We start from the raw sequence: 19,818 nt of genomic DNA on the forward strand, positions 1-19,818 counted from the left end.
TATGACCGCGCAGATGCGCACCGGCCCGGCCGCGCGCGACGCCGACTTCCGGGGCATCGACCCGCCGGCGCTCAACCATCTGATCAAGCAGGTCCAGGACGCCGAGACCGCGATCAAGAGCTGGCTGAACGGTCACCGTCCCCCGCCCGGGGTTCCGGCCACGGGCTACCGGCAGGCCGAGCAGGCGGCGCGGTGGGCGGCCGACCAGCTCGGCATGCTGACCCGGCGCTACAACTACGCGATGACCCATCCCGATCGCGGCGGCGGGGTCGAGGCGCCGGCCGTCCCGGTCCTGCCGAGGACGCCGGGCGGCGGTACGCCCGGTCCCGGCAGGAAGCCCGAACCGGTGGAGAGCCCGCCCCGGCTGCAGCCGGTAGCGCCTGTCACCCCGGCCCCGCCGAACGGCGCGGGCGGGGATCTGGGCAACTTCCCCACCCGGCAGGAGGCGGCGAAGGCGGCCCGGACGGACGCGCTGGCGGTCGCGGCCGCCGTCCAGGACCGCAAGCCGGTGCCCGAGCCGGTGTGGCGGAACCTGGCGGCCAACGCCGGCGACCCCGACTACACCGAGAAGCTCTACGAGCGGCTCGGCCCGGCTGCGGCGGCCGACCTGCTCAAGGCGGCCGGTGGTGACGAGGCGCGGCTGGCGGCCGTACGGGAGTCGCTGGGCACCGCGAGCCACCAGCTGACGATGGACGTGCGGTGGCTGCGCGCGTTCCTGGCCCAGGCCGATCACGCGGAGATCCGCCCGGTGGCGGTCCAGGTGCTGACCGGGGCGCGGCTGAGCGACCGTACCCGGGAGGCCATGGGCCGGCTGGGCCTCGAACCGAAGGCCGGTTGACCGATGGCCCCTCCGCCGCCCCCCGGGAGCCTGCCCCCGCCGCTCGATCCGGCCGCGGCGGGCAAGCTGCCGCCGACCGAGCAGCCCAACCCCGCGTACCGCGAGCTCTACCAGGCGTACGCCGACGCGTACGGCAGCATCGGGCGGCTGCGCCAGGCCCTCGATCCGGCGGTCAAGACGCTGAACGGGACGGACGCGTGGCTGGGCCCGGAGGCCCGGCAGTGGGGCCGCCAGCTCGAGAACAACCAGCGCTCGCTGCAGAAGGCCGCCGACAGGATCCTGTGGGACATCTACGACCGGCTGTCGGCGACCCGGCGGACCGTCGCCCGGGTCTAGTGTCTAGCGCGTGAAGGAAGCGAAGCTGCGCGACATCGACCACCGCGCGTTCCAGCGGCGGCTGGGCCCGATCCTGGCGGTGTACGCGGCGGCGATGCGGCCGCCCGCCGAGCAGCTCCCGGGGCGCCACACGATCATGGACCGGCATGCCTCGTACCCCCGGTTCCGCGCGGTGGTGGCCGAGCGGCGCGGCGCCCTGATCCCGCTCGGCGGAACGCTCCAGGGGTTCGGGTACGGGTTCGCCGGCGAGCGCGGCCAGTGGTGGCACGACGTGGTGCACGGGGCGCTGGCCGAGATCGGCGGGCCCGAGCACGCGGCGCACTGGCTGGACGACTCGTTCGAGGTGGCCGAGTTGCATGTGCATCCCGAGCACCAGGGCCAGGGGCTCGGGCGGCGGCTGCTCGGCACGCTGTGCGAGGGGCGGCCCGAGCGCACCGTGGTGCTGTCCACGCTGGACACCTCGCCGGAGACGCCCGCCCGGCGGCTCTACCGGTCGGTGGGCATGATCGACCTGCTGACCGGGTTCGGGTTCCCCGGGGGCGGGCCGCCCTACGCGGTGATGGGGGCGGCGCTGCCGCTGGCGGCGTACGAGGCGGCGTCCAGCAGCCCGTAGACCTCGCGGGTCGCGGTGGACTGGTTGAAGGTGATGAAGTGGATGCCGGGGGCGTCCTGCTCCAGCAGCTCGCGGCACAGCTCGGCGGCGTGCTCGATGCCCAGCCGCCGGACCGCCTCCGGGTCGTCGGAGACGGCCTCGAAGCGCTCCCTGACCTCGGGCGGGAACGGCGCGCCCGACAGCTGCTCGGAACGCTCGATCGTGCTCATCTTGGTGACCGGCATGATCCCCGGGATGATCGGGGTGTCGCAGCCGGCCGCCGCCACCCGGTCGCGCAGCCGGAAGTAGTCCTCGGCGCGGAAGAACATCTGGGTGATCGCGTAGTCGGCGCCCGCCCGGCACTTGGCCACGAAGTGGGCGGTGTCGGTCTCGATGTCGGCCGAGCGGGGGTGCTTGTACGGGAAGGCGGCGACACCGACGCAGAAGTCGCCGTACGAGCGGATCATCCGGACCAGGTCGGAGGCGTAGGCCACGCCGTCCGGGTGCTTGATCCACTCCCCCATCGGGTCGCCGGGCGGGTCGCCGCGCAGCGCGAGGATGTTGCGGACCCCGACGTTGGCGAACCGGCCGATGAGGTTGCGCAGCTCGGCCTGCGAGTGGTTCACGGCGGTGAAGTGCGCGACGGGGGTGAGCGTGGTGTCGGTGGCGATCCGCTCGACGATGTCGACCGTGGTGTCGCGGGTGCCGCCGCCCGCCCCGTAGGTCACCGAGACGAACGTCGGGTGCAGGGTCTCCAGCTCGCGGATGGTCCGCCAGAGGGTGCGCACGCCCTTGTCGGTCTTGGGCGGGAAGAACTCGAAGGAGAAGGACCTGCCACCGGCGGCGAGCAGCTCACGGATGGTGGGGGCGCGGTCGGGGCGTTCGCGTCGCATCCTCCAAGGGTAGGCCGTGCGCGCGGCGCCCGGAGCGGCGGGCGGGTGTCCCGTCCCCGGCGGTCTGGATACGATCACTGCATGTCCACCAGCCGCATCCGCAAGGAGGTCGACGCCGCGCTGCTCGCGTTCGTCGACCGGCAGCGTCCCGGCCTGCTCTCCATCAGCCCCGATCTGGCGCCCCTGCTGGCCGCCCTGGACGCCCTGCTGGCCGGTGGCAAGCGGCTGCGTCCCGCGTTCTGCTACTGGGGGTGGCGGGCGGCCGGCGGCCTCGAGCCCCGGGAGAGCGTGATCGCCGCCGCGGCCTCGCTGGAACTGCTCCAGGCCAGCGCGCTGATCCACGACGACGTCATGGACTCCAGCGACACCCGCCGGGGCCAGCCCTCGGCGCACCGGCGCTTCCAGGCCCTGGCCCGCGACGAGGGTTGGACGGGCGGTCCCGCCGATCCGTTCGGCGAGGGCACCGCGATCCTGCTCGGCGACCTGTGCCTGTCGTGGTCCGGCGAGATGTTCGAGTGGAGCGGCGTGGACGAGCCGGGCCGGCTGCGCGGCCGCGAGGTCTACGACCTGATGCGCACCGAGGTCATGTGCGGGCAGTACCTGGACCTGCTGGAGGGCGTGCGCGGCGGCGGCACCGTGGAGGCCGCGCTGCGGGTGGTGGAGTTCAAGAGCGCCAAGTACACGATCGAGCGGCCGCTGCACCTGGGCGCCGCGCTGGCCGGGGGCTCCCCCGAGGTGGTCGAGGCCCTGCGCGCGTACGGCCGGCCGCTGGGCATCGCGTTCCAGCTCCGCGACGACGTGCTGGGCGTCTTCGGCGACCCGGCCGAGACCGGCAAGCCCGCCGGGGACGACCTGCGCGAGGGCAAGCGCACGGTGCTGATCGCGCAGACGCTGGAACGTGCCGAGCCCGAGGGCGCCGCGACGGTCGAGCGGCTGCTGGGCGATCCGGACCTCGACGCCGCCGGGGTGGACGCGCTGCGTTCGATCATCGTGGACACCGGCGGGCTGGCGGCCTGCGAGGCCATGATCGGCACGTATGCGGACCGGGCGTCCACGGCGCTGGCCGAGGCCCCGATCACCGGTGAGGCCCGGATCGCGCTGGAGGAGCTGGCGGTGGCGGCCACGGCGCGGCAGGCCTGAAGGCTCCCCTGCTTCTGGGACCGCCCGTGCTTCCGGGACCGCCTGTGCTTCCGGGACCGCCTGTGCTTCTGGGACGGCCCGTGCTTCGGGGACTGGTGGCGCGGATTGGCGTGATGTGGCCAAAACCGCACGGCGGGTAGCACTCTCCCACTGAATGGTGGCAGAAATGGCGGCATGCCCGTTGACACCCCCTCCAATACACCGCGGATCCCGCCGCTGCCCGAGGCGGAGTGGAACCCGACGCTGAGGGCGGTCGCCGCCGCCACCGGCCCGCTCAACATCTTCACCACGCTGGGGCGCCACCCCGAGCTGTTCGACGCGTGGATCGGATTCGGGTCGATGCTGCTGCTCAAGGGGACGCTCAGCGGGCGCGTCCGGGAGCTCGCGATCCTGCGTACCGCGCACCTGCGGTCCTGCGAGTACGAGTGGGGCCACCACGAGGAGCTCGCGCTGGCCGCCGGGATCAGCGAGGCCGAGATCGGCGCGCTGCGGCTGGATCCGGGCGAGCACGCCTGGGACGACGCGGACCGCGCCGTCCTGACCGCCGCCGACCAGCTGCACGCACGCGGCACCCTGGACGACGGCGCCTGGAACGATCTCGCGGAGCACTTCGGGGAACGCGAGCTGATCGAGCTGGTGATCCTCATCGGGCACTACCACATGGTGGCCTTCGCGCTGAACGCGATGCGCGTACAGCCTGAGCACGCCCGGCACGAGGACGAGAGCTGATGGCCGGGCCGCGGTCGCACACGAGCAAGCGCTGGATGTCGGCCGCAGGGGCGCTGGCATCCGTCCTCGCCCTCATGGTCGTACCGGCCGGGGCTCAGGCGGCCGGGGCCCAGTCGCGGGCCGCGACCCGCTGCGGCGATCCCGTACAGCGGCCCTGGTGCGCCACCGGGCTCTCCGCCGACGAGCGGGCCCGCCTGGTCCTCAAGGCGATGACGGTGGACGAGCGGATCGCGCTGCTGGCGTCCGACGACCCGCTGGGCGGGCCGCTCGGCGGCTTCTTCGAGACCGCGCACGCCGACACCAACCACGGCATCCCGCGCCTGGGGATCCCGCCGCTCTACATGGCCGACGGTCCCGCCGGCGTACGGCAGGGCAAGGCGACCGCGCTTCCCGCCCCCATCGCCCTTGCCGCCGGGTTCGATCCCGCGGCCGCGCGCAAGTACGGCGCGGTGGTCGGCTGGGAGGCCAAGCACCGGGGCAACGACGTCGTCTTCGGCCCGACCGTGGACGTGCTGCGCACCCCGCGCAACGGCCGGACGTTCGAGGGCTTCGGCGAGGACCCGTACCTGTCGGCCGGGCTGGGGACCTCCTGGATCCAGGGCGCCCAGGACCAGGGCGTGATGGCCTCGGTGAAGCACCTGGCCGTCTACACGCAGGAGACCGACCGGCTCGCGCTGGACATGAGGATCGCCGAGCGCACGCTCCGCGAGATCTACCTCCTCCCGTTCGAGGCGGCCGTCAAGGACGGCGAGCCCGGGGCCGTGATGTGCGGGTTCGGCAAGCTCAACGGGCGATGGGCGTGCCAGGACGGCGCCATCCTCAACACGGTGCTCCGGGGCGAGTGGGGCTTCAAGGGCTTCGTCCCGTCCGACCACACCGCCACCCAGGACACCGTGGCCGCCGCCAACGGCGGGCTCGACATGGAACTGCCGATCGGCCTGAAGTACAACGCCTTCATGCTCAAGCGGGCGGTGGGCAAGAAGCAGGTCACCCAGGCCACGATCGACGGCCACACCCTCAACGTGCTGCGCACGATGTTCGCGCACGGGGTGTTCGACCGTCCCGAGTACCCCAACGACCTGTCCCGCATCGACCGTACGGCGAGCGAGACCGCCGCCCAGGTACTGGCCGAGAGCGGGATGACGCTCCTGAAGAACGACACCGGCACGCTTCCCTTGGCCGCGCCCAAGTCGATCGCGCTCATCGGCAAGGGCGCCGACGCCGTTCCCGCCGGTTTCGGCTCCGCGAAGGTCGAACCGTTCACGCACGTGTCCCCCCGTACGGGCATCGCCCAGCGGGCGGGGAACGGCACCACGGTCACCTACAACGACGGCGGGAACCGGGGCGCCGCAACCAGAGCCGCCAAGGCCGCGGAGGTGGCGATCGTCTTCGCCACCGACGCCCAGGGTGAGTTCTTCGACAAGTCCTGCCTCACCCTCCAGTGCGGCGACCCCCTGCGCGGCGACCAGGACGCGCTCATCTCCGAGGTCGCCAAGGCCAACCCCAACACGGTCGTCGTCCTGGAGACGGGCGGACCCGTCCTCACCCCCTGGGTGAACGAGGTCAAGGCCGTCATCGCGGCCTGGTACCCGGGACAGCAGGCGGGCAAGGCGCTCGCCCGCGTCCTGTACGGGGACGTCGACCCGGGAGGCCGGCTGCCCGTCACGTTCCCCGCCGCAGAGGCCGACATCCCCACGGCGGGCAACCCGGCCCAGTATCCGGGCGTGGACAAGACGGTGACGTTCTCCGAAGGCGTCTTCGTGGGTTACCGGCACTACGACGTCAAGGGCCTCGCACCCCGCTTCCCGTTCGGGCACGGGCTGTCGTACACCTCGTTCCGCTACAGCGACCTGGCGGTGGGCTCCGGCTCGGTGCAGGTGACCGTCACCAACACCGGCACACGGCCCGGCGTCGCGGTGCCCCAGCTGTACCTGGGGCTGCCCGCCCCCAGCGCGAACGTGCCGCAGCCGCCCCGGCAGCTCAAGGGCTACCAGAAGCTGAACCTCGCCCCGGGCGCGAGCACGCGCGTCACGTTCCCGCTCTCCGCCCGTTCCCTGGCGTACTGGAACGAGGAGGGCGACGCGTGGAATGTCGCACCCGGGTGCTACAAAGTCATGGTCGGCGGCTCCTCCCGGGACGCGGCGCTCAAGGGCGCCTTCTCCCGGGGTGGTGTCCGCTGCTGAGGTAAAGATCACTGTTTTCCTGCCGCGACCTGTATGACGCGATAGAAATAGAGGCCTTCTTCGTCCGCCCCCGCCGAGTCGGAGTCCCCAGTGCCGCACGATCCCTCCCGCGGGAGGACGACCTCCCGTTCCGCACGCCCCGTCCCGGTCGGTTCCGGCGGCACGGAGTCCGCACGGCCCGAGTCCGCACGGCCAGAGCCCGCGCACATCGACACGGCCCGGTCCGGCCGCGGCCGGACGCGCACCGACCGGCACGCCGGCGACCGCTCCCCCGGCTGCGACCTGCCCGCGCCCGACCTGCGCGCGCCCGACCTCCTCGCACCTGATTCCCTCGCACCTGATCTGTACGGGCCCGATGCGGCCGCCGTGCCGGAGCGGGGCGCTTCCGACCGCGCGGAGTCCCTCCGTTCCATGGCGGATGGCGGGCCCGACCGCATCCTCACCGACGGCTCGCCGCTGGGACCGGCCGCCCGTTCCGCCAGGGAGGGTGCGGCGGGCCGCGGCCGGCTGACCGCCGACGACCCGCGCCGGATGGGTCCCTACCGGCTGGTCGAGCGGCTGGGCCAGGACGGCCTCGGCATCCTCTACCTCGGCCGCGACGAGGAGGACGGCGAGCCGGTCACCGTGCGCGTGCTGCGCGGCGGCAAGGCGGCGCCCCGGCGCGCCCGCGACCGCCTCGCGCAGGAGGCCGAGGCCGCGATGCAGGTCACCGGGCGGCACACCGCGCGGGTGCTGGACGCCGATCTCGCCGCCGAACGGCCCTACATCGTCAGCGAGTACGCCGAGGGCCCCTCACTGCGCGAGAGCGTCGAGGAGGACGGCCCGCTGGCCGCCGCGCGACTCCGCAAGGTCGCGCTGCGCACCGCCGCCTCGCTGGCGGCGATGCACAAGGCCGGCGTCGTGCACCGCGGCTTCACACCGTGCCGCGTGCTGCTGGGCCCGGACGGCGCCAAGGTCACCGGCTTCGCCCGCAGCCTCGACACCGCGTCGGCGGCCGCCGCTACCGCCGGCACCACCGCCTACCTGGCGCCCGAGCAGATCGAGGACGAGCCCGTCGGGCCGCCCGCCGACGTCTTCGCCTGGGGCGCCACCATGGTGTACGCGGCGACCGGGCGTCCGCCCTTCGGCACCGGCACCGGTACCGGCACCGACGCGACCGTACTGCGCGCGATCACCTCGCGCCGGCCCGACCTGGGCGACCTCGACGGGACGCTGCGCGAGCTGGCCGCCCGCTGCCTGGACAAGAACCCGGCCGCCCGGCCCACCGCGCGCCAGCTCGTCCGGGCGCTGCGCGACGACCAGGCCCCGGCGCCCAAGACGCGGCCCAAGCGGATCCCGCGCTACCGGTGGCGCATGATGATCGCCCTCGGCGCCGTCATGCTGGCCGGATTCGCGCTGGGCGTGGTCTTCTAGTCCTAGCTCACCAGTGCGGGGGGACGTCCTCGATCAATCGGGCGTCGTCGTCACCGTCACCGCGCCAATCGCCCCAGCCCGCGTCGGTGTCGGCGGGGGTACGGTCCGGCAGGATCTGCAGATCGTCGTCCGACAGGTCCACCGGGCGCTCGTCATCGGGTCCCTGGGTCATGGCTCCATTGTCGGCCATCGCCCGTGGTGATCGACACCGTGGTGATCGACACCCTCGGGTCAGGAGGCCTCGCGGAGGCGGCGGGCCAGGTCGGCGGCCGCGGCCCTCGGGTCCTCGGCCTCGGTGATCGCCCGTACGACCACGATCCGGCGCGCGCCCGCCGCCAGCACCTCGTCGAGGTTGGCGGCGTCGACGCCGCCGATCGCGAACCAGGGCCGTCCCTCGGGCCGCGCCGCCACGTACCGCAGCAGCTTCACCCCGGGGGCCGCGCGCCCCGGCTTGGTCGGCGTCGGCCAGACCGGGCCTGCGCAGAAGTAGTCGACGCCGGGCTCGGCGGCGGCTGCCGAGGCCTCCTCTCCGGCGTGCGTGGAGCGGCCGATCAGGATGTCCTCGCCGACGATCGCCCGGGCGGCCGCGACCGGCAGGTCGTCCTGGCCGAGGTGCAGGACGTCGGCCTGTACGGCATGGGCGATGTCGGCCCGGTCGTTGACCGCCAGCAGGGCCCCGTGCCGCTCGCACGCGGCCCGGAACACCCGGAGGTACTCCAGCTCCTGCCGGGCCTCCAGCCCCTTCTGGCGGAGCTGGACGATGTCGACGCCGCCCGCGAGCGCGGCGTCGAGGAAGGCGGGCAGGTCGCCCTGCCGTTCCCGGGCGTCGGTGCAGAGGTAGAGGCGGGCCCGGCTGAGCCGGGCGCGCAGGGCGACGGCCCGGTCGGAGAGCAGGTGCCTGGACACGGTGGGGGCGGTTCCTTCCTGGCATGCCGCTCATGGGAAGAGTGCGGGGCATGGAAGTGCGGGGCATGGAGAGTGCTGGGCATACGGATGCGGGGCCGCGCGCGGTGGATCGCCGCGCGTGACCCCGCAATCCTGTCACGTGGTCGTGCTCGTCCTGGTCGGGGGCCGTCCGGCTCGGGTCAGAACGCCAGCGCCTGGGCGCGCCGGCGAACCTCCGTCCCCCGGTTCTCGGCCAGCGCCTGGACGGGGGTCCCGGGCAGCGTGTCGTCCGCGGTGAACAGCCACCGCAGGGTCTGGACATCGTTGTAGCCCGCGTCCGACAGCAGGTTGAGCGTGCCGGAGAGCCCCTTGATGACCTGGCCGTCCTGGATGAAGGCGGCGGGCACCATCGGCTGGTTGTCGCGGCGGATCGACAGCAGCTTGCGCTCGCTGATCAGCTGCTTGATCCGGTTGGCCCGGATACCGAGCCGCCGGGTCGCCTCCGCGAGGGTGAGCCACTCTCCGGCGAGGGCGTCGGTCTGGGGGTCGAGAGCGCTTTCTACGGTTGCGTGCAGTTGCGTCACGCCCCCTTGCTACCACGCCCCCACGATGCTCAAACCCGTCAGGAGCGCGCCGCCTGCCGGACCGGGACCTCCGGATCGGCGATGACGGCGGGGTCGACGGGCGTGCCGGCGGTGATGAGCCGCCTGGCCTGCATGAGGTCGCGCGGGCTGTTCACGGTGAGGATCGCCTCCAGCCGTTCGCCGGTCAGCCAGCACACGGCCCATTTGCCGCTCGCCGGGTCGCCCCGGAGTACGTGGCGTTCGGCGACCGGGTGATGCCCTGCGTACTGGACCATCCGGCCGAACTGCTCCGACCAGAAGTACGGGGCGGCGTCGTACGCGGCCTCCTGTCCGAGCAGCGTCGCGGCGGCCACCTCGGGGGCGTTGAGGGCGGTGTCCCAGTGCTCGACGAGCAGCCGGCGCCCGTAGCGGGCGGACCACCAGGAGGCGCAGTCGCCCACCGCGACGACGTCCGGCCGGTACGCGCCGGGCTCGCCGGGCTCGCCGGGTGTGTCGCTTTCCACACCGGTTCGGAACGAGGCGTCGGTCACAATGCCACGTTCGAGCAGCAATCCGGAGCCGTCCAGCCAGCCGAGTTCGGGCCGGACGCCGACGCCCACCACGACCTCGTCGGCTTCGATCCGGCCCCCGTCGGCCAGGGCGAGCCCGCCGTGCTCGATCGCGGCGACCTTGACGCCGGTCCGCAGTTCCACCCCGGCCTCGGCGTACCAGGGGGCGGTGAGGGCCCCGATCCCGGAGCCGATGGCGTTGGCGAGCGGGGCGTCCGCGGCCTCCACCACGGTCACGGCGCAGCCCTTCTTCGCGGCGGCGGTGGCGACCTCGGCGCCGATCCAGCCGGCGCCGACGATGACCACGCGGGCGCCCCCGGTGAGCCGGGCGCGCAGGGCGCGGGCGTCCTCGATCGTCCGCAGGACGTGCTGGGGCCCGTCTCCCGGCAGCGTGATCGGGCGCGCCCCGGTGGCGATGACCAGCCCGTCGAAGGCCAGGTCACCGGCCGTCGTGGCGACCGTTCCGCCGCCTCCGGGCGCGAGCCGCAGCGCGGTGGCGCGCTCGCCGAGCAGCAGCCGGGCGCGCAGCCGGTCCCAGTCGGCGTCGACCGTGGTGTCGTCGCGGTCGCCCGCCAGCACGGCCTTCGACAGCGGCGGCCGGTCGTACGGCCGGTGCCGCTCGGCCGAGACGAGCGTCAGCTCGCCCTCGTACCCCTTGCTCCGCAGGGCCTCGACGGCGCGCACGCCGCCCAGCCCGCCTCCCACCACGATGACGCTGTCCATGGGCGCCCACCCTAGCCGGGGTGCGATTCCGGGTCATAGACAGGTGTCCAGACGGGTGGCCAATGTCATCCGGTCGCGGGCGGACGTAGGGTGGGGGCGAACGAGCGCGGGAGCCCGGTCCGACCGGGCTGAGAGGGCGGCTGACCGGGCCGCCGACCGCTGGAACCTGATCCGGATCATGCCGGCGAAGGGAGCGGAGATGGACATCGTGATCGTCGGGGCGGGCGTCATCGGGCTCGCCACCGCCTGGCGTACCGCCGCCCGCGGCGCCACCGTCACCCTGGTCGACCCGGCCCCCGCGAGCGGGGCGTCGGCCGTCGCGGCGGGCATGCTGACCCCCGTCAGCGAGCTGACCTACGGCGAGGAGCCGCTGCTGCGGCTGGGGCTGGCCTCCCGCGACCGGTACGGCGCGTTCGTCGCCGAACTGGAGGAGCTGACCGGGCTCGGCACCGGCTACCGCACCGACGGCATCATCGAGGTCGCGTTCGGCTCCGACGACCTGAAGTACCTGGACGAGCTGCGGCGCTTCCAGGAGTCGCTGGGCATCCCCACCGAAGCGCTCACCGGCCGCGAGTGCCGCCGGCTGGAGCCGATGCTCGCGCCGGGTGTGCGCGGAGGCCTGCTCGCTCCCGAGGACGGCTCGATCGACCCGCGCCGGCTCGCTCCCGCGCTGCTGGCCGCCGCCGAGCGGCACGGGGTACGGCTCGTCCGGCGGCGCGCCGCCGGGCTGATCGTCGAGAACGACACCGCGGCCGGGGTCCGGCTGGACGACGGGACCGAGATCCGCGCCGGCACGGTGCTGCTGGCCGCGGGCCCCTGGTCGGGCGGCATCGAGGGCCTGCCCCCTGGGATCGTTCCACCGGTACGTCCCGTCAAGGGCCAGGTCCTCCGGCTCCGTACGGCCGCGCCGTTCATCCAGCGCTGCACCCGGGGGCTGGTGAAGGGCTCGTCGATCTACCTCGTCCCGCGCGCCGACGGCGAGATCGTGGTCGGCGCCACCCAGGAGGAGATGGGCTTCGACACCCGCGTCACCGCCGGCGGGCTCTGGGAGCTGCTGCGCGACGCCCGCGAGCTGCTGCCCGGCATCACCGAGCTGGAGTTCGCCGAGGTGTCGGCGGGGCTGCGGCCCGGCTCGCCCGACAACGCCCCGATGATGGGCCCCACCGCGCTGCCCGGCCTGTTCCTCGGGACGGGCCACTTCCGCAACGGCGTCCTGCTCACCCCCGTGAGCGCCGACATCCTGGCCGAGGTGCTGCTGGACGGCACCGTCCCGGAGGTCGGCCGCCACTTCACCCCGGATCGCTTCCTGTAAAGGCAAATGGGAGAGGCAAGGCAATGGGAGAGGCAATGAAGGTCATCATCAACGGCGAGCCGTGCGAGCTGCCCGACGGCACCAGCGTGGCCGACGCGGTCACCGGCGCCACCGGGCGTTCCGGCGCGGCCGAGGCGGGCCTGGCGGCCGCGCTCAACGACGAGGTCGTCCGGCGTTCGGCCTGGAGCGCGACGACGCTGAAGGAGGCGGATCGGCTCGAGGTGCTGACCGCCGTGCAGGGAGGATGAACGTGGAGGGCAGCGAGAACGTGGATGGCACCGAGAGCGTGAATGGCGACCAGAACGCTGACGGCACCGGGAGCGCGGACGGCCCGCTGGTCATCGCGGGCGAGCAGGTCGATTCCCGGCTGATCATGGGGACCGGCGGGGCGCCCAGCATGAGCGTGCTGCGCGAGGCCCTGACGGCGTCCGGGACCACGCTCACCACGGTCGCGATGCGGCGGGTCGACCCGTCGGCGCGCGGCTCGGTCCTGGACGTATTGCGCGAGTGCGGCATCCGGGTGCTGCCCAACACCGCCGGCTGCTACACCGCGGGCGAGGCGGTGCTGACCGCCAAGCTGGCCCGCGAGGCGCTCGGCACCAGCTGGGTGAAGCTGGAGGTCATCGCCGACGAGCACACCCTGCTGCCGGACCCGATCGAGCTGGTCGAGGCGGCCGAGCAGCTGGTCGACGACGGCTTCGTCGTGCTCCCGTACACCAACGACGATCCGGTGCTGGCCCGCCGCCTGGAGCAGATCGGCTGCGCGGCCGTGATGCCGCTGGGCTCCCCCATCGGCTCCGGCCTCGGGATCCGCAATCCGCACAACATCGAGCTGATCGTGGAGCGGGCGGGCGTCCCGGTCATCCTGGACGCGGGTCTCGGTACGGCGAGCGACGCCGCCCTGGCGATGGAGCTGGGATGCGACGCGGTGCTGCTGGCGACCGCCGTCACCCGCGCGCAGTCGCCGGCCCGGATGGCCGCCGCCATGCGGCACGGGGTGGAGGCCGGGCGGCTGGCCCGCCTTGCCGGGCGGATCCCGCAGCGCCGGTACGCGCAGGCCTCGTCGCCCTGGGAGGGCCTGAGCGGCGCCTGAGCCGACCTGAGAGTTAAGGCTTGCTAAACCGACCGCTGAAGCAAATTTCGCTGGACCTGAACGCAACCGCAGGCGATCGTTCGGTGTCCGTAGAAACGTCACCGACCTAGGGTCAGCGCATGCAGCAGCAGGAAGAAGCGGCGCCCGGGCCTCGTGCCCGGCGCCTGGCCATCGCCGCGGCGACCGTCACGGTGGTGCTGTGGGCGTCGGCCTTCGTGTCCATCCGCAGCGCCGGCGAGGACTACGGGCCCGGTGCGCTGGCACTCGGACGGCTCCTGTCCGGCACCGTGGCGCTCGCCGCCATCTGCCTGATCCGCCGGGAGGGCTGGCCGCCGCGCGCCGCCTGGCCCGGGATCGCCGCCTCGGGCGTGCTGTGGTTCGGCCTCTACATGATCGCGCTCAACTGGGGCGAGCAGCAGGTCGACGCCGGCACCGCCGCGCTGGTGGTCAACGTGGGCCCGCTGCTGATGGCGCTGCTGGGCGGCTGGCTGCTCAAGGAGGGCTTCCCGCCCCGGCTGATGGCCGGGATGGCGATCTCGTTCGCCGGCACGGTCGTGGTGGGGCTCTCGATGTCGGGCGAGGGCCGCTCCAGCCTCCTCGGCGTCCTGCTGTGCCTGTTCGCGGCCATGATGTACGCGGCGGGCGTGGTCAGCCAGAAGCCCGCGCTTCGGCACGCCACGGCCCTGCAGGCCACCACGTTCGGCTGCGCGATCGGGGCGGTGGCCTGCCTGCCGTTCGCCGGGCAGCTGGTCTCCCAGGCCGCCGACGCCTCGCTCGGCTCCACGCTGAACATGGTCTACCTGGGCGTCTTCCCGACCGCGCTGGCCTTCACCACCTGGGCGTACGCGCTGGCCCGTACCTCCGCGGGCAAGATGGGCGCCACGACCTACGCCGTACCGGCGCTGGTGGTGCTGATGTCGTGGGTGGCGCTCCGGGAGGTCCCCGCCGTGGTGACCCTCGCGGGCGGCCTGGTCTGCCTGGCCGGCGTGGCGGTCTCGCGCCGGGGCCCGCGCCGACGTACCGAGCCCTCGGACGGGGTTCAGACGGACGGGGTTCAGACGGACGGAGCGCAGGCGGGCGGGCCTTCTGCGGCAGAACCCGTACGGGCGGGGAAAGAACCCGTACCATAGGGCGTGGCGGCCTGAGAAGGCCCGGCCCCGCCGCCGAAGATCAGCCGACGACGTCATACTCCCGGCTGATGGGATCCGCCCGGGAAGGCCTTTACACTCGCTCTGATGGACACTACGGTCGCTGATCCACTCGTCGGGCAGGTGCTCGACGGGCGCTATCGCATCGAGTCCCGGATCGCCCGCGGCGGGATGGCCACGGTCTACGTGGCCCGCGACATCCGGCTCGACCGCACCGTGGCGATCAAGGTGATGCACGCGGGTCTCGCCTCCGACGAGGAGTTCGTCCGCCGGTTCATCGGCGAGGCGAAGGCCGCGGCGGCGCTGTCCAACCCCAACGTGGTCGCGGTCTACGACCAGCGCACCGACGGCGAGCACGTCTTCCTGGTGATGGAGTACGTGCGCGGCCGTACGCTGCGCGACCTGCTGACCGAGCGCGGCCGGCTGGGCCCGCGCGCGGCGCTGGAGATCATGCAGCCGGTGCTGGCCGCCCTCGGCGCCGCCCACCGGGCCGGCCTGGTGCACCGCGACGTCAAGCCGGAGAACGTCCTGATCAACGAGGACGGCCAGATCAAGGTGGCCGACTTCGGCCTGGCCCGGGCCGAGACCGCCAGCGGGATGACCAAGACCGGCATGATCATCGGCACCGTCGGCTACCTCGCGCCCGAGCAGGTGCTCAAGGGCAGCGCCGACGTGCGGTCCGACGTCTACGCCGCCGGCACCCTGCTGTTCGAGCTGCTCACCGGCGAGCTGCCGCACCAGGGCGACACGGCCCTGGCGGTGGCCTACAAGCACGTCAACGACGAGGTGCCGCCGCCGTCCACGCTCGTGCCGGGCCTTCCGTACGAGATCGACCAGCTGATCCGGCGATCGACCGCCAAGGACCCCGCGCACCGCCCGCAGGACGCCAACGCCTTCCTCGGCGAGGTCGCCGAGGTGCACGCCGGGCTGCCGCGCGACATCGACGAGCGCCTGCTGTCGGCCGCGCCCGGCCGGACGTCGGTGATGGAGGCGGCGCCGCCCGGCGGCACGCGGATGTTCGACGCCCGCACGCTGCCCCCGGAGATGGGGCCGCCGCCCCCGCGCTCGGCGGGCGACCGGGCCATCGGCGCGCTCACCGGCCGCTACACGCTGATCGCGATCGGCGCGATCGCGGCGGTGATCCTCGGCTGGGCGGTCTGGTACCAGACCTCCGGCCAGTACGACCACATCCCCGAGCAGATCGTCGGCATGCGGGTCGCCGACGCCCGCGACCAGCTGGAGCGCGGCGGCCTGGACGTCCAGGTGGCCGAGCCGGTCTTCGACGACCGGGTCAAGAAGGGCCAGGTCGCCGCGTCCGATCCCGGCCCCGGCGCGCGGATCGTCGAGGGCGGGACGGTCACGCTCACCCCGTCCAAGGGCCGTACGCCCAAGGAAGTCCCGGACGTGACCGGCAAGTCCCTCGACGAGGCCAAGCGGATCCTGCAGGAGAAGGGGCTCACTCCCGGGCAGGTCAGCACCGACACGTCCCAGACGGTCGACAAGGACCTGGTCATGCGGACCGACCCGCCGGCCGGCGGCAAGCGGTCCCCGGACGACCCCGTCAAGATCGTCGTCAGCAGCGGCATGTCGATGCCCTCGCTGCTCGGCCGCAACGGCGACGAGGCCCAGACCCAGCTGCGCTCGATGGGCCTGGAGGTCAAGGTCGAGAAGCGCCGCGAGGAGGGCAAGCAGCCCGGCTCGGTGCTCGGCCAGGACCCCGAGCCCGGCACCGGCGTGTCCCGCGGCGACGAGGTCAAGCTCGTGATCAACGAGCGCGACTGCCTGTTCGGCAACTTCTTCTGCGACGAGGGCGACCGCGGCGACGGCGAGCAGATCCCGGTGCCCCGGGTCATCGGCCAGTCCTTCGACGACGCCCGCAGGGCGCTGCGCTCGTCCGGCTTCAAGATGAAGATCGGCAGCAGGGTCGGCGGCACGGTGCTCGGCCAGAACCCGGTCGCGGGCAACGCGGCGCGCGGCTCGGAGATCACCGTCTGGGGCTGATCCCCTGGGCGCCCCTGTCCAGTCCCCCGGGCGCCTCGGTCCAGCCCCTCGGGTGCCGCGACCGGTCCCCGTAAGTCTCGGTCCAGCCGGAACAGTCGGTCCCAGGAACTAGGCTGTACCGGCTATGACCTCTCTCAAGAGCCCCGTCGGGGGCCATGTTCCGGTGGCCGGCGGGCTCGCCACCGGCGGCCTGAAGTACGCCGCCGAGATCGGCGCCGAGACCGTCCAGGTCTTCGTGTCCAACCCGCGCGGCTGGGCGCTGCCGGAAGGCAAGCCGGCCGAGGACGCCAGGCTGCGCGAGCAGGACGCCGTCTCGGTGTACGTGCACGCGCCGTACCTGGTCAACTTCGGCTCCCCCAGCGCCGAGACGCTGGAGAAGTCGATCACCACGGTGCGCCATTCCTTGGTCCGCGGCCGTGCCATCGGCGCGCGCGGCGTCGTCGTGCACACCGGCTCGGCGGTCAGCCAGTCCTACGACGAGGCGCTCGCCCAGGTGCACGAGCACGTGCTGCCGCTGCTGGAGGAGATCCCCGAGGACGGGCCCGACCTGCTGCTGGAGCCGATGGCGGGCCAGGGCAAGATGCTGTGCGCCAAGGTGGAGCAGCTGGGGCCGTTCTTCGAGCGGCTGGAGCACCACCCCAAGCTCGGGGTCTGCTTCGACACCTGCCACGCGTTCGCGGCCGGCCACGACCTGGCCGCTCCCGGCGGCGCCGCCGAGACCATGGACGCGCTGGTGGCGACGGTCGGGGCGGGACGGCTCAAGCTCGTCCACGCCAACGACTCCAAGGACGCCTGCGGCTCGTTCAAGGACCGGCACGAGAACATCGGGGCCGGCCAGATCGGTGAGAAGCCGTTCGCCGAGCTCTTCCGCCATCCCGCGGTGGCGGGCGTCCCGTTCGTCATCGAGACGCCGGGCCGCAGCGCCGAGCCGCACGGCAAGGACATCGAGACCCTCAAGCGCCTGCGCGACGGCTGAGCGCCCCGGGCGGACGCTGGAGCGCCCCGGCATGGACGGCGGAGCGTCCTGGCGAGACGGCGCATGAAGAGGCCGCATGGAAGAGGGCGCATGAAAGAGTTCGGGCGTCGCTGGACAACCCCCCGACTGCCCAGCGACGCCCGAACCAACGCCGCCTGATCCCACCCCCCCGGTACGGGATCTGGCGGCTCATGATCCGGCGTAGGACTCAATGTCCCGCCAGATCTCCAGTTGTGTCTTCGGCGGAGGTTCTCGCCACGGCCCTCGCCGGTCACGCGTTCCGCGTGAACTCGCCTCGCGCCGTCGCCCGCGTCCCCCGGATGCGGTGCTGCCCTGTTCTGGTGCTGCGGTGTTGCCTTGTCGTGATGTTGCACCGTGCCGCTGCACTTTCCGCGGGGTGGTGCCACTGAGAACACTAGGCGCCGGCGATACCGATCGGGACCTGGGACCCGCCGCGCTCGATAAACGGTCAGTAGTGATCGATGTACGTAGCGTAGCGATCCGGCGAGCGGTCGATCGGGCACGACGAGCGGTCTCGGGAACGGTCCACCCACGCGGACGAGCGGTGTAGGAAAATCACCGACTCCCCGTCAACGCCCCTTCGCCCGTCCGGTGACCCCGTTCGGCGGCCGGAGACGCCCCTGCGGAACGCTCCAGCGCCTCGTACGGCCTCGAACGGGCACAGAAGAGATACTCGCCGGGCCCCGATCGCGGCAACAAGATGTGCGGCGTTCAGGGGCGCCGGCTTGAGAAGCGACGGCGGCACGTCTCCCGCCCCGGCGCTCTCCCGACCGGCCGCCAGGGGCGCGCACCACCCGAAACCACACTGATTACGCTCAGTGATCGACAGTCGCCGCATCGGGGACGCGGCACGGACGAAATCCGCGCCGGCTCGTGTGGCGTCAGTCGCCGGGCAGGCCGGGAACGGGGGTGCTGCCGCGGGCCGGATCGTCGTGGCGGAACCGGCGGACGAGGAGGTCGCGGACCTCGCGGGTGTGGCGGCGGCTCACCGGGAGCAGCTCGCCGCCGACCTGGACGGCCGCGCGGCCTCCGTCGAAGCGCAGCTCGCTGATGTGAGCCGAGGCGACCAGGGTGCTGCGATGGATCCGGATGAAGCCGGCCGGCTGCCAGCGGCGGGCGAGCGAGGCGAGCGGCATCCGGACCAGGAAGCTGCCCTCGTGCGTGTGGAGGCGGACGTAGTCGCCGTGGGCCTCGACATGCGTCACCGCCCGGCGGGAGACCAGGCGGGTACGGCCGGCCAGCTCCACGGGGACCATCTCGTCGTCGTCGGGACGGGGCGGTGCGTCCTCCGCGACGGCGGCGTTGCGGCGTACGACCTCGTCCAGCCGCCCCACCGCCTTGGCCAGGCGCTCGGGCCGGACGGGCTTCAGCAGGTAGTCCAGGGCGCCCAGATCGAACGCCGTGACGGCGCAGTCGTCGTGCGCGGTCACGAACACCACCTGCGGGGGCGCGGCGAAGCCGGTGAGCAGCCGGGTGAAGTCCAGGCCGTCCAGGCCCGGCATCCGGATGTCCAGGAACACCGCGTCCAGCCGTTCGCCCGCCACCAGGATCCGGCTGAGGTCGCGCAGCGCCCCGGCCGCCTCTCCCGCGCAGATCACCTGCCCGATCCGGGGATCCGCCCGCAGCAGGAAGGCCAGTTCCTCCAGCGCGGGCACTTCGTCATCGATCGCCAGTACGCGCAGCATGACATGACCTTGCCGCGATTACTATCCGTCCGCAATCGGTTTCGCTAGGTGAGTCAGCTGATTCTCACAGCGCCCGTGGTTCTCAGAGTGGCGGAGCGTCCTCGGCGTCCTCCTGGTAGGAGTAGCGCTGCTCACGCCAGGGGTCGGCGACGTTGTGGTAGCCGCGCTCCTCCCAGAAGCCGCGCCGGTCCTTCACCATGTACTCGATGCCGCGGACCCACTTGACGCTCTTCCACGCGTACAGGTGCGGGACGACGAGGCGGATCGGGAAGCCGTGGTCGGGAGGGAGCCGCTCGCCGTTGCGGTGGGTGGCGAACATGGTGCCCTCGGCCAGGAAGTCGCTCATCCTGATGTTGGCGCTGTAGCCGTACTCCGCCCAGACCATCACATGCGTGACATCGGGCTCGGGCGGCGCCACCTCGACGAGGGAGGCGGCGGAGACGCCCTCCCACTCGTTGTCGGGGATGGTGAACTTCGTGACGCAGTGGAAGTCCGCGATGGCCTTGGTCCGGGGCAGGGCGTCGAAGTCGTCCCAGGACCAGGCGTACTGGCCTCCCGTCGACGTCGCGCCGAACACCCGGAAGTCCCAGTCCTTGGGACGGAACTTGGGTACGGGGCCATAGTGGAGGACCGGCCAGCCGCGGGGCACGTACTGCCCTGGCGGAAGCGCCCGCTCGTCTTCTGAGGGCTGTTCGGGTGGGGACATGACGCGGGCAAT

At 73.0% G+C, this 19,818-nt stretch carries 20 protein-coding genes and 1 riboswitch; of the genes, 13 read left to right on the forward strand and 7 right to left on the reverse strand.

Going from position 1 to position 19,818, the window contains the following annotated elements; genetic code table 11:
• Window position 1 precedes the first annotated feature (1 nt).
• The 3 genes from ACH34Q_RS04775 to ACH34Q_RS04785 are packed head-to-tail and all read left to right on the forward strand — an operon-like array spanning window position 2 to window position 1,787.
• Window positions 2-838, forward strand: a complete 837-nt coding sequence (locus tag ACH34Q_RS04775; RefSeq protein ID WP_395981482.1) for a hypothetical protein — start codon at window positions 2-4, stop codon at window positions 836-838.
• Between the two features lie 3 nt (window positions 839-841).
• Window positions 842-1,174 (forward strand): hypothetical protein, encoded by a 333-nt coding sequence (locus ACH34Q_RS04780; RefSeq protein ID WP_395981483.1) that lies wholly within the window; start codon window positions 842-844, stop codon window positions 1,172-1,174.
• 10 nt (window positions 1,175-1,184) lie between these two features.
• Window positions 1,185-1,787 (forward strand): GNAT family N-acetyltransferase, encoded by a 603-nt coding sequence (locus tag ACH34Q_RS04785; RefSeq protein WP_395981484.1) that lies wholly within the window; start codon window positions 1,185-1,187, stop codon window positions 1,785-1,787.
• Here the strand turns inward: ACH34Q_RS04785 and metF are convergent.
• Window positions 1,724-2,659, reverse strand: a complete 936-nt coding sequence (gene metF / locus ACH34Q_RS04790) for a methylenetetrahydrofolate reductase [NAD(P)H] (RefSeq protein ID WP_395981485.1) — start codon at window positions 2,657-2,659, stop codon at window positions 1,724-1,726. The genes ACH34Q_RS04785 and metF overlap by 64 nt on opposite strands.
• An 81-nt stretch (window positions 2,660-2,740) precedes the next feature.
• Between metF and ACH34Q_RS04795 the strand changes: the two genes are divergently transcribed.
• The 4 genes from ACH34Q_RS04795 to ACH34Q_RS04810 all read left to right on the forward strand — a co-directional run bounded on the left by ACH34Q_RS04795 (window position 2,741) and on the right by ACH34Q_RS04810 (window position 8,124).
• The gene (locus ACH34Q_RS04795) at window positions 2,741-3,799 is read left to right on the forward strand and encodes a polyprenyl synthetase family protein (RefSeq protein WP_395981486.1); all 1,059 of its coding nucleotides are present in this window, start codon (window positions 2,741-2,743) and stop codon (window positions 3,797-3,799) included.
• 174 nt (window positions 3,800-3,973) lie between these two features.
• Window positions 3,974-4,528: a carboxymuconolactone decarboxylase family protein gene (locus ACH34Q_RS04800; protein WP_395981487.1), complete on the forward strand. Its 555-nt coding sequence runs from the start codon at window positions 3,974-3,976 to the stop codon at window positions 4,526-4,528.
• A complete protein-coding gene (locus ACH34Q_RS04805) occupies window positions 4,528-6,711 on the forward strand; it encodes a beta-glucosidase (protein ID WP_395981488.1) in 2,184 nt (727 codons plus the stop codon). Before ACH34Q_RS04800 ends, ACH34Q_RS04805 begins: the two co-directional genes overlap by 1 nt.
• Before the next feature lie 90 nt (window positions 6,712-6,801).
• Window positions 6,802-8,124, forward strand: a complete 1,323-nt coding sequence (locus ACH34Q_RS04810) for a serine/threonine-protein kinase (RefSeq protein ID WP_395981489.1) — start codon at window positions 6,802-6,804, stop codon at window positions 8,122-8,124.
• A 7-nt stretch (window positions 8,125-8,131) separates the two neighbouring features.
• Here the strand turns inward: ACH34Q_RS04810 and ACH34Q_RS04815 are convergent, their stop codons facing one another.
• From ACH34Q_RS04815 to ACH34Q_RS04830, 4 genes are all read right to left on the reverse strand, one after another.
• A complete protein-coding gene (locus ACH34Q_RS04815) occupies window positions 8,132-8,296 on the reverse strand; it encodes a hypothetical protein (protein WP_395981490.1) in 165 nt (54 codons plus the stop codon).
• Window positions 8,297-8,355: 59 nt separating this feature from the next.
• Window positions 8,356-9,030, reverse strand: a complete 675-nt coding sequence (thiE, locus tag ACH34Q_RS04820; RefSeq protein ID WP_395981491.1) for a thiamine phosphate synthase — start codon at window positions 9,028-9,030, stop codon at window positions 8,356-8,358.
• A 179-nt stretch (window positions 9,031-9,209) separates the two neighbouring features.
• The gene (locus tag ACH34Q_RS04825) at window positions 9,210-9,593 is read right to left on the reverse strand and encodes an Rv2175c family DNA-binding protein (protein ID WP_395981492.1); all 384 of its coding nucleotides are present in this window, start codon (window positions 9,591-9,593) and stop codon (window positions 9,210-9,212) included.
• 38 nt (window positions 9,594-9,631) lie between these two features.
• Window positions 9,632-10,864: an NAD(P)/FAD-dependent oxidoreductase gene (locus ACH34Q_RS04830; protein WP_395981493.1), complete on the reverse strand. Its 1,233-nt coding sequence runs from the start codon at window positions 10,862-10,864 to the stop codon at window positions 9,632-9,634.
• Window positions 10,865-10,960: 96 nt separating this feature from the next.
• A riboswitch (TPP riboswitch) is annotated at window positions 10,961-11,074 on the forward strand.
• Here ACH34Q_RS04830 and thiO point away from each other — a divergent pair.
• The 6 genes from thiO (at window position 11,064) to ACH34Q_RS04860 (ending at window position 17,394) form a co-directional block, all read left to right on the forward strand.
• Window positions 11,064-12,176 carry a glycine oxidase ThiO gene (thiO, locus tag ACH34Q_RS04835; RefSeq protein ID WP_395981494.1) on the forward strand — a complete coding sequence of 371 codons (1,113 nt, stop codon included), beginning with the start codon at window positions 11,064-11,066 and terminating at the stop codon, window positions 12,174-12,176. It overlaps the preceding riboswitch by 11 nt.
• Before the next feature lie 35 nt (window positions 12,177-12,211).
• Window positions 12,212-12,424, forward strand: coding sequence for a sulfur carrier protein ThiS (gene thiS / locus ACH34Q_RS04840; protein ID WP_395981495.1), 213 nt, complete (start codon window positions 12,212-12,214; stop codon window positions 12,422-12,424).
• Window positions 12,425-12,462: 38 nt separating this feature from the next.
• The gene (locus ACH34Q_RS04845) at window positions 12,463-13,269 is read left to right on the forward strand and encodes a thiazole synthase (RefSeq protein ID WP_395981636.1); all 807 of its coding nucleotides are present in this window, start codon (window positions 12,463-12,465) and stop codon (window positions 13,267-13,269) included.
• Window positions 13,270-13,388: 119 nt separating this feature from the next.
• Window positions 13,389-14,399, forward strand: a complete 1,011-nt coding sequence (locus ACH34Q_RS04850) for a DMT family transporter (protein WP_395981496.1) — start codon at window positions 13,389-13,391, stop codon at window positions 14,397-14,399.
• Between the two features lie 105 nt (window positions 14,400-14,504).
• Window positions 14,505-16,418 carry a Stk1 family PASTA domain-containing Ser/Thr kinase gene (gene pknB, locus ACH34Q_RS04855; RefSeq protein WP_395981497.1) on the forward strand — a complete coding sequence of 638 codons (1,914 nt, stop codon included), beginning with the start codon at window positions 14,505-14,507 and terminating at the stop codon, window positions 16,416-16,418.
• A 124-nt stretch (window positions 16,419-16,542) separates the two neighbouring features.
• Window positions 16,543-17,394, forward strand: a complete 852-nt coding sequence (locus ACH34Q_RS04860) for a deoxyribonuclease IV (protein ID WP_395981498.1) — start codon at window positions 16,543-16,545, stop codon at window positions 17,392-17,394.
• 902 nt (window positions 17,395-18,296) lie between these two features.
• On the opposite strand, the gene ACH34Q_RS04865 is transcribed toward ACH34Q_RS04860, so the two are convergent.
• Together ACH34Q_RS04865 and ACH34Q_RS04870 are read right to left on the reverse strand one after the other, a co-directional pair.
• Complete coding sequence (locus ACH34Q_RS04865; protein WP_395981499.1) at window positions 18,297-19,100, reverse strand: LytR/AlgR family response regulator transcription factor; 804 nt, start codon at window positions 19,098-19,100, stop codon at window positions 18,297-18,299.
• Window positions 19,101-19,182: 82 nt separating this feature from the next.
• A complete protein-coding gene (locus ACH34Q_RS04870; RefSeq protein WP_395981500.1) occupies window positions 19,183-19,806 on the reverse strand; it encodes a sulfite oxidase-like oxidoreductase in 624 nt (207 codons plus the stop codon).
• Window positions 19,807-19,818: the final 12 nt, after the last annotated feature.

The organism is Actinomadura sp. 9N407, from assembly GCF_044326315.1.
Lineage (GTDB): Bacteria > Actinomycetota > Actinomycetes > Streptosporangiales > Streptosporangiaceae > Spirillospora.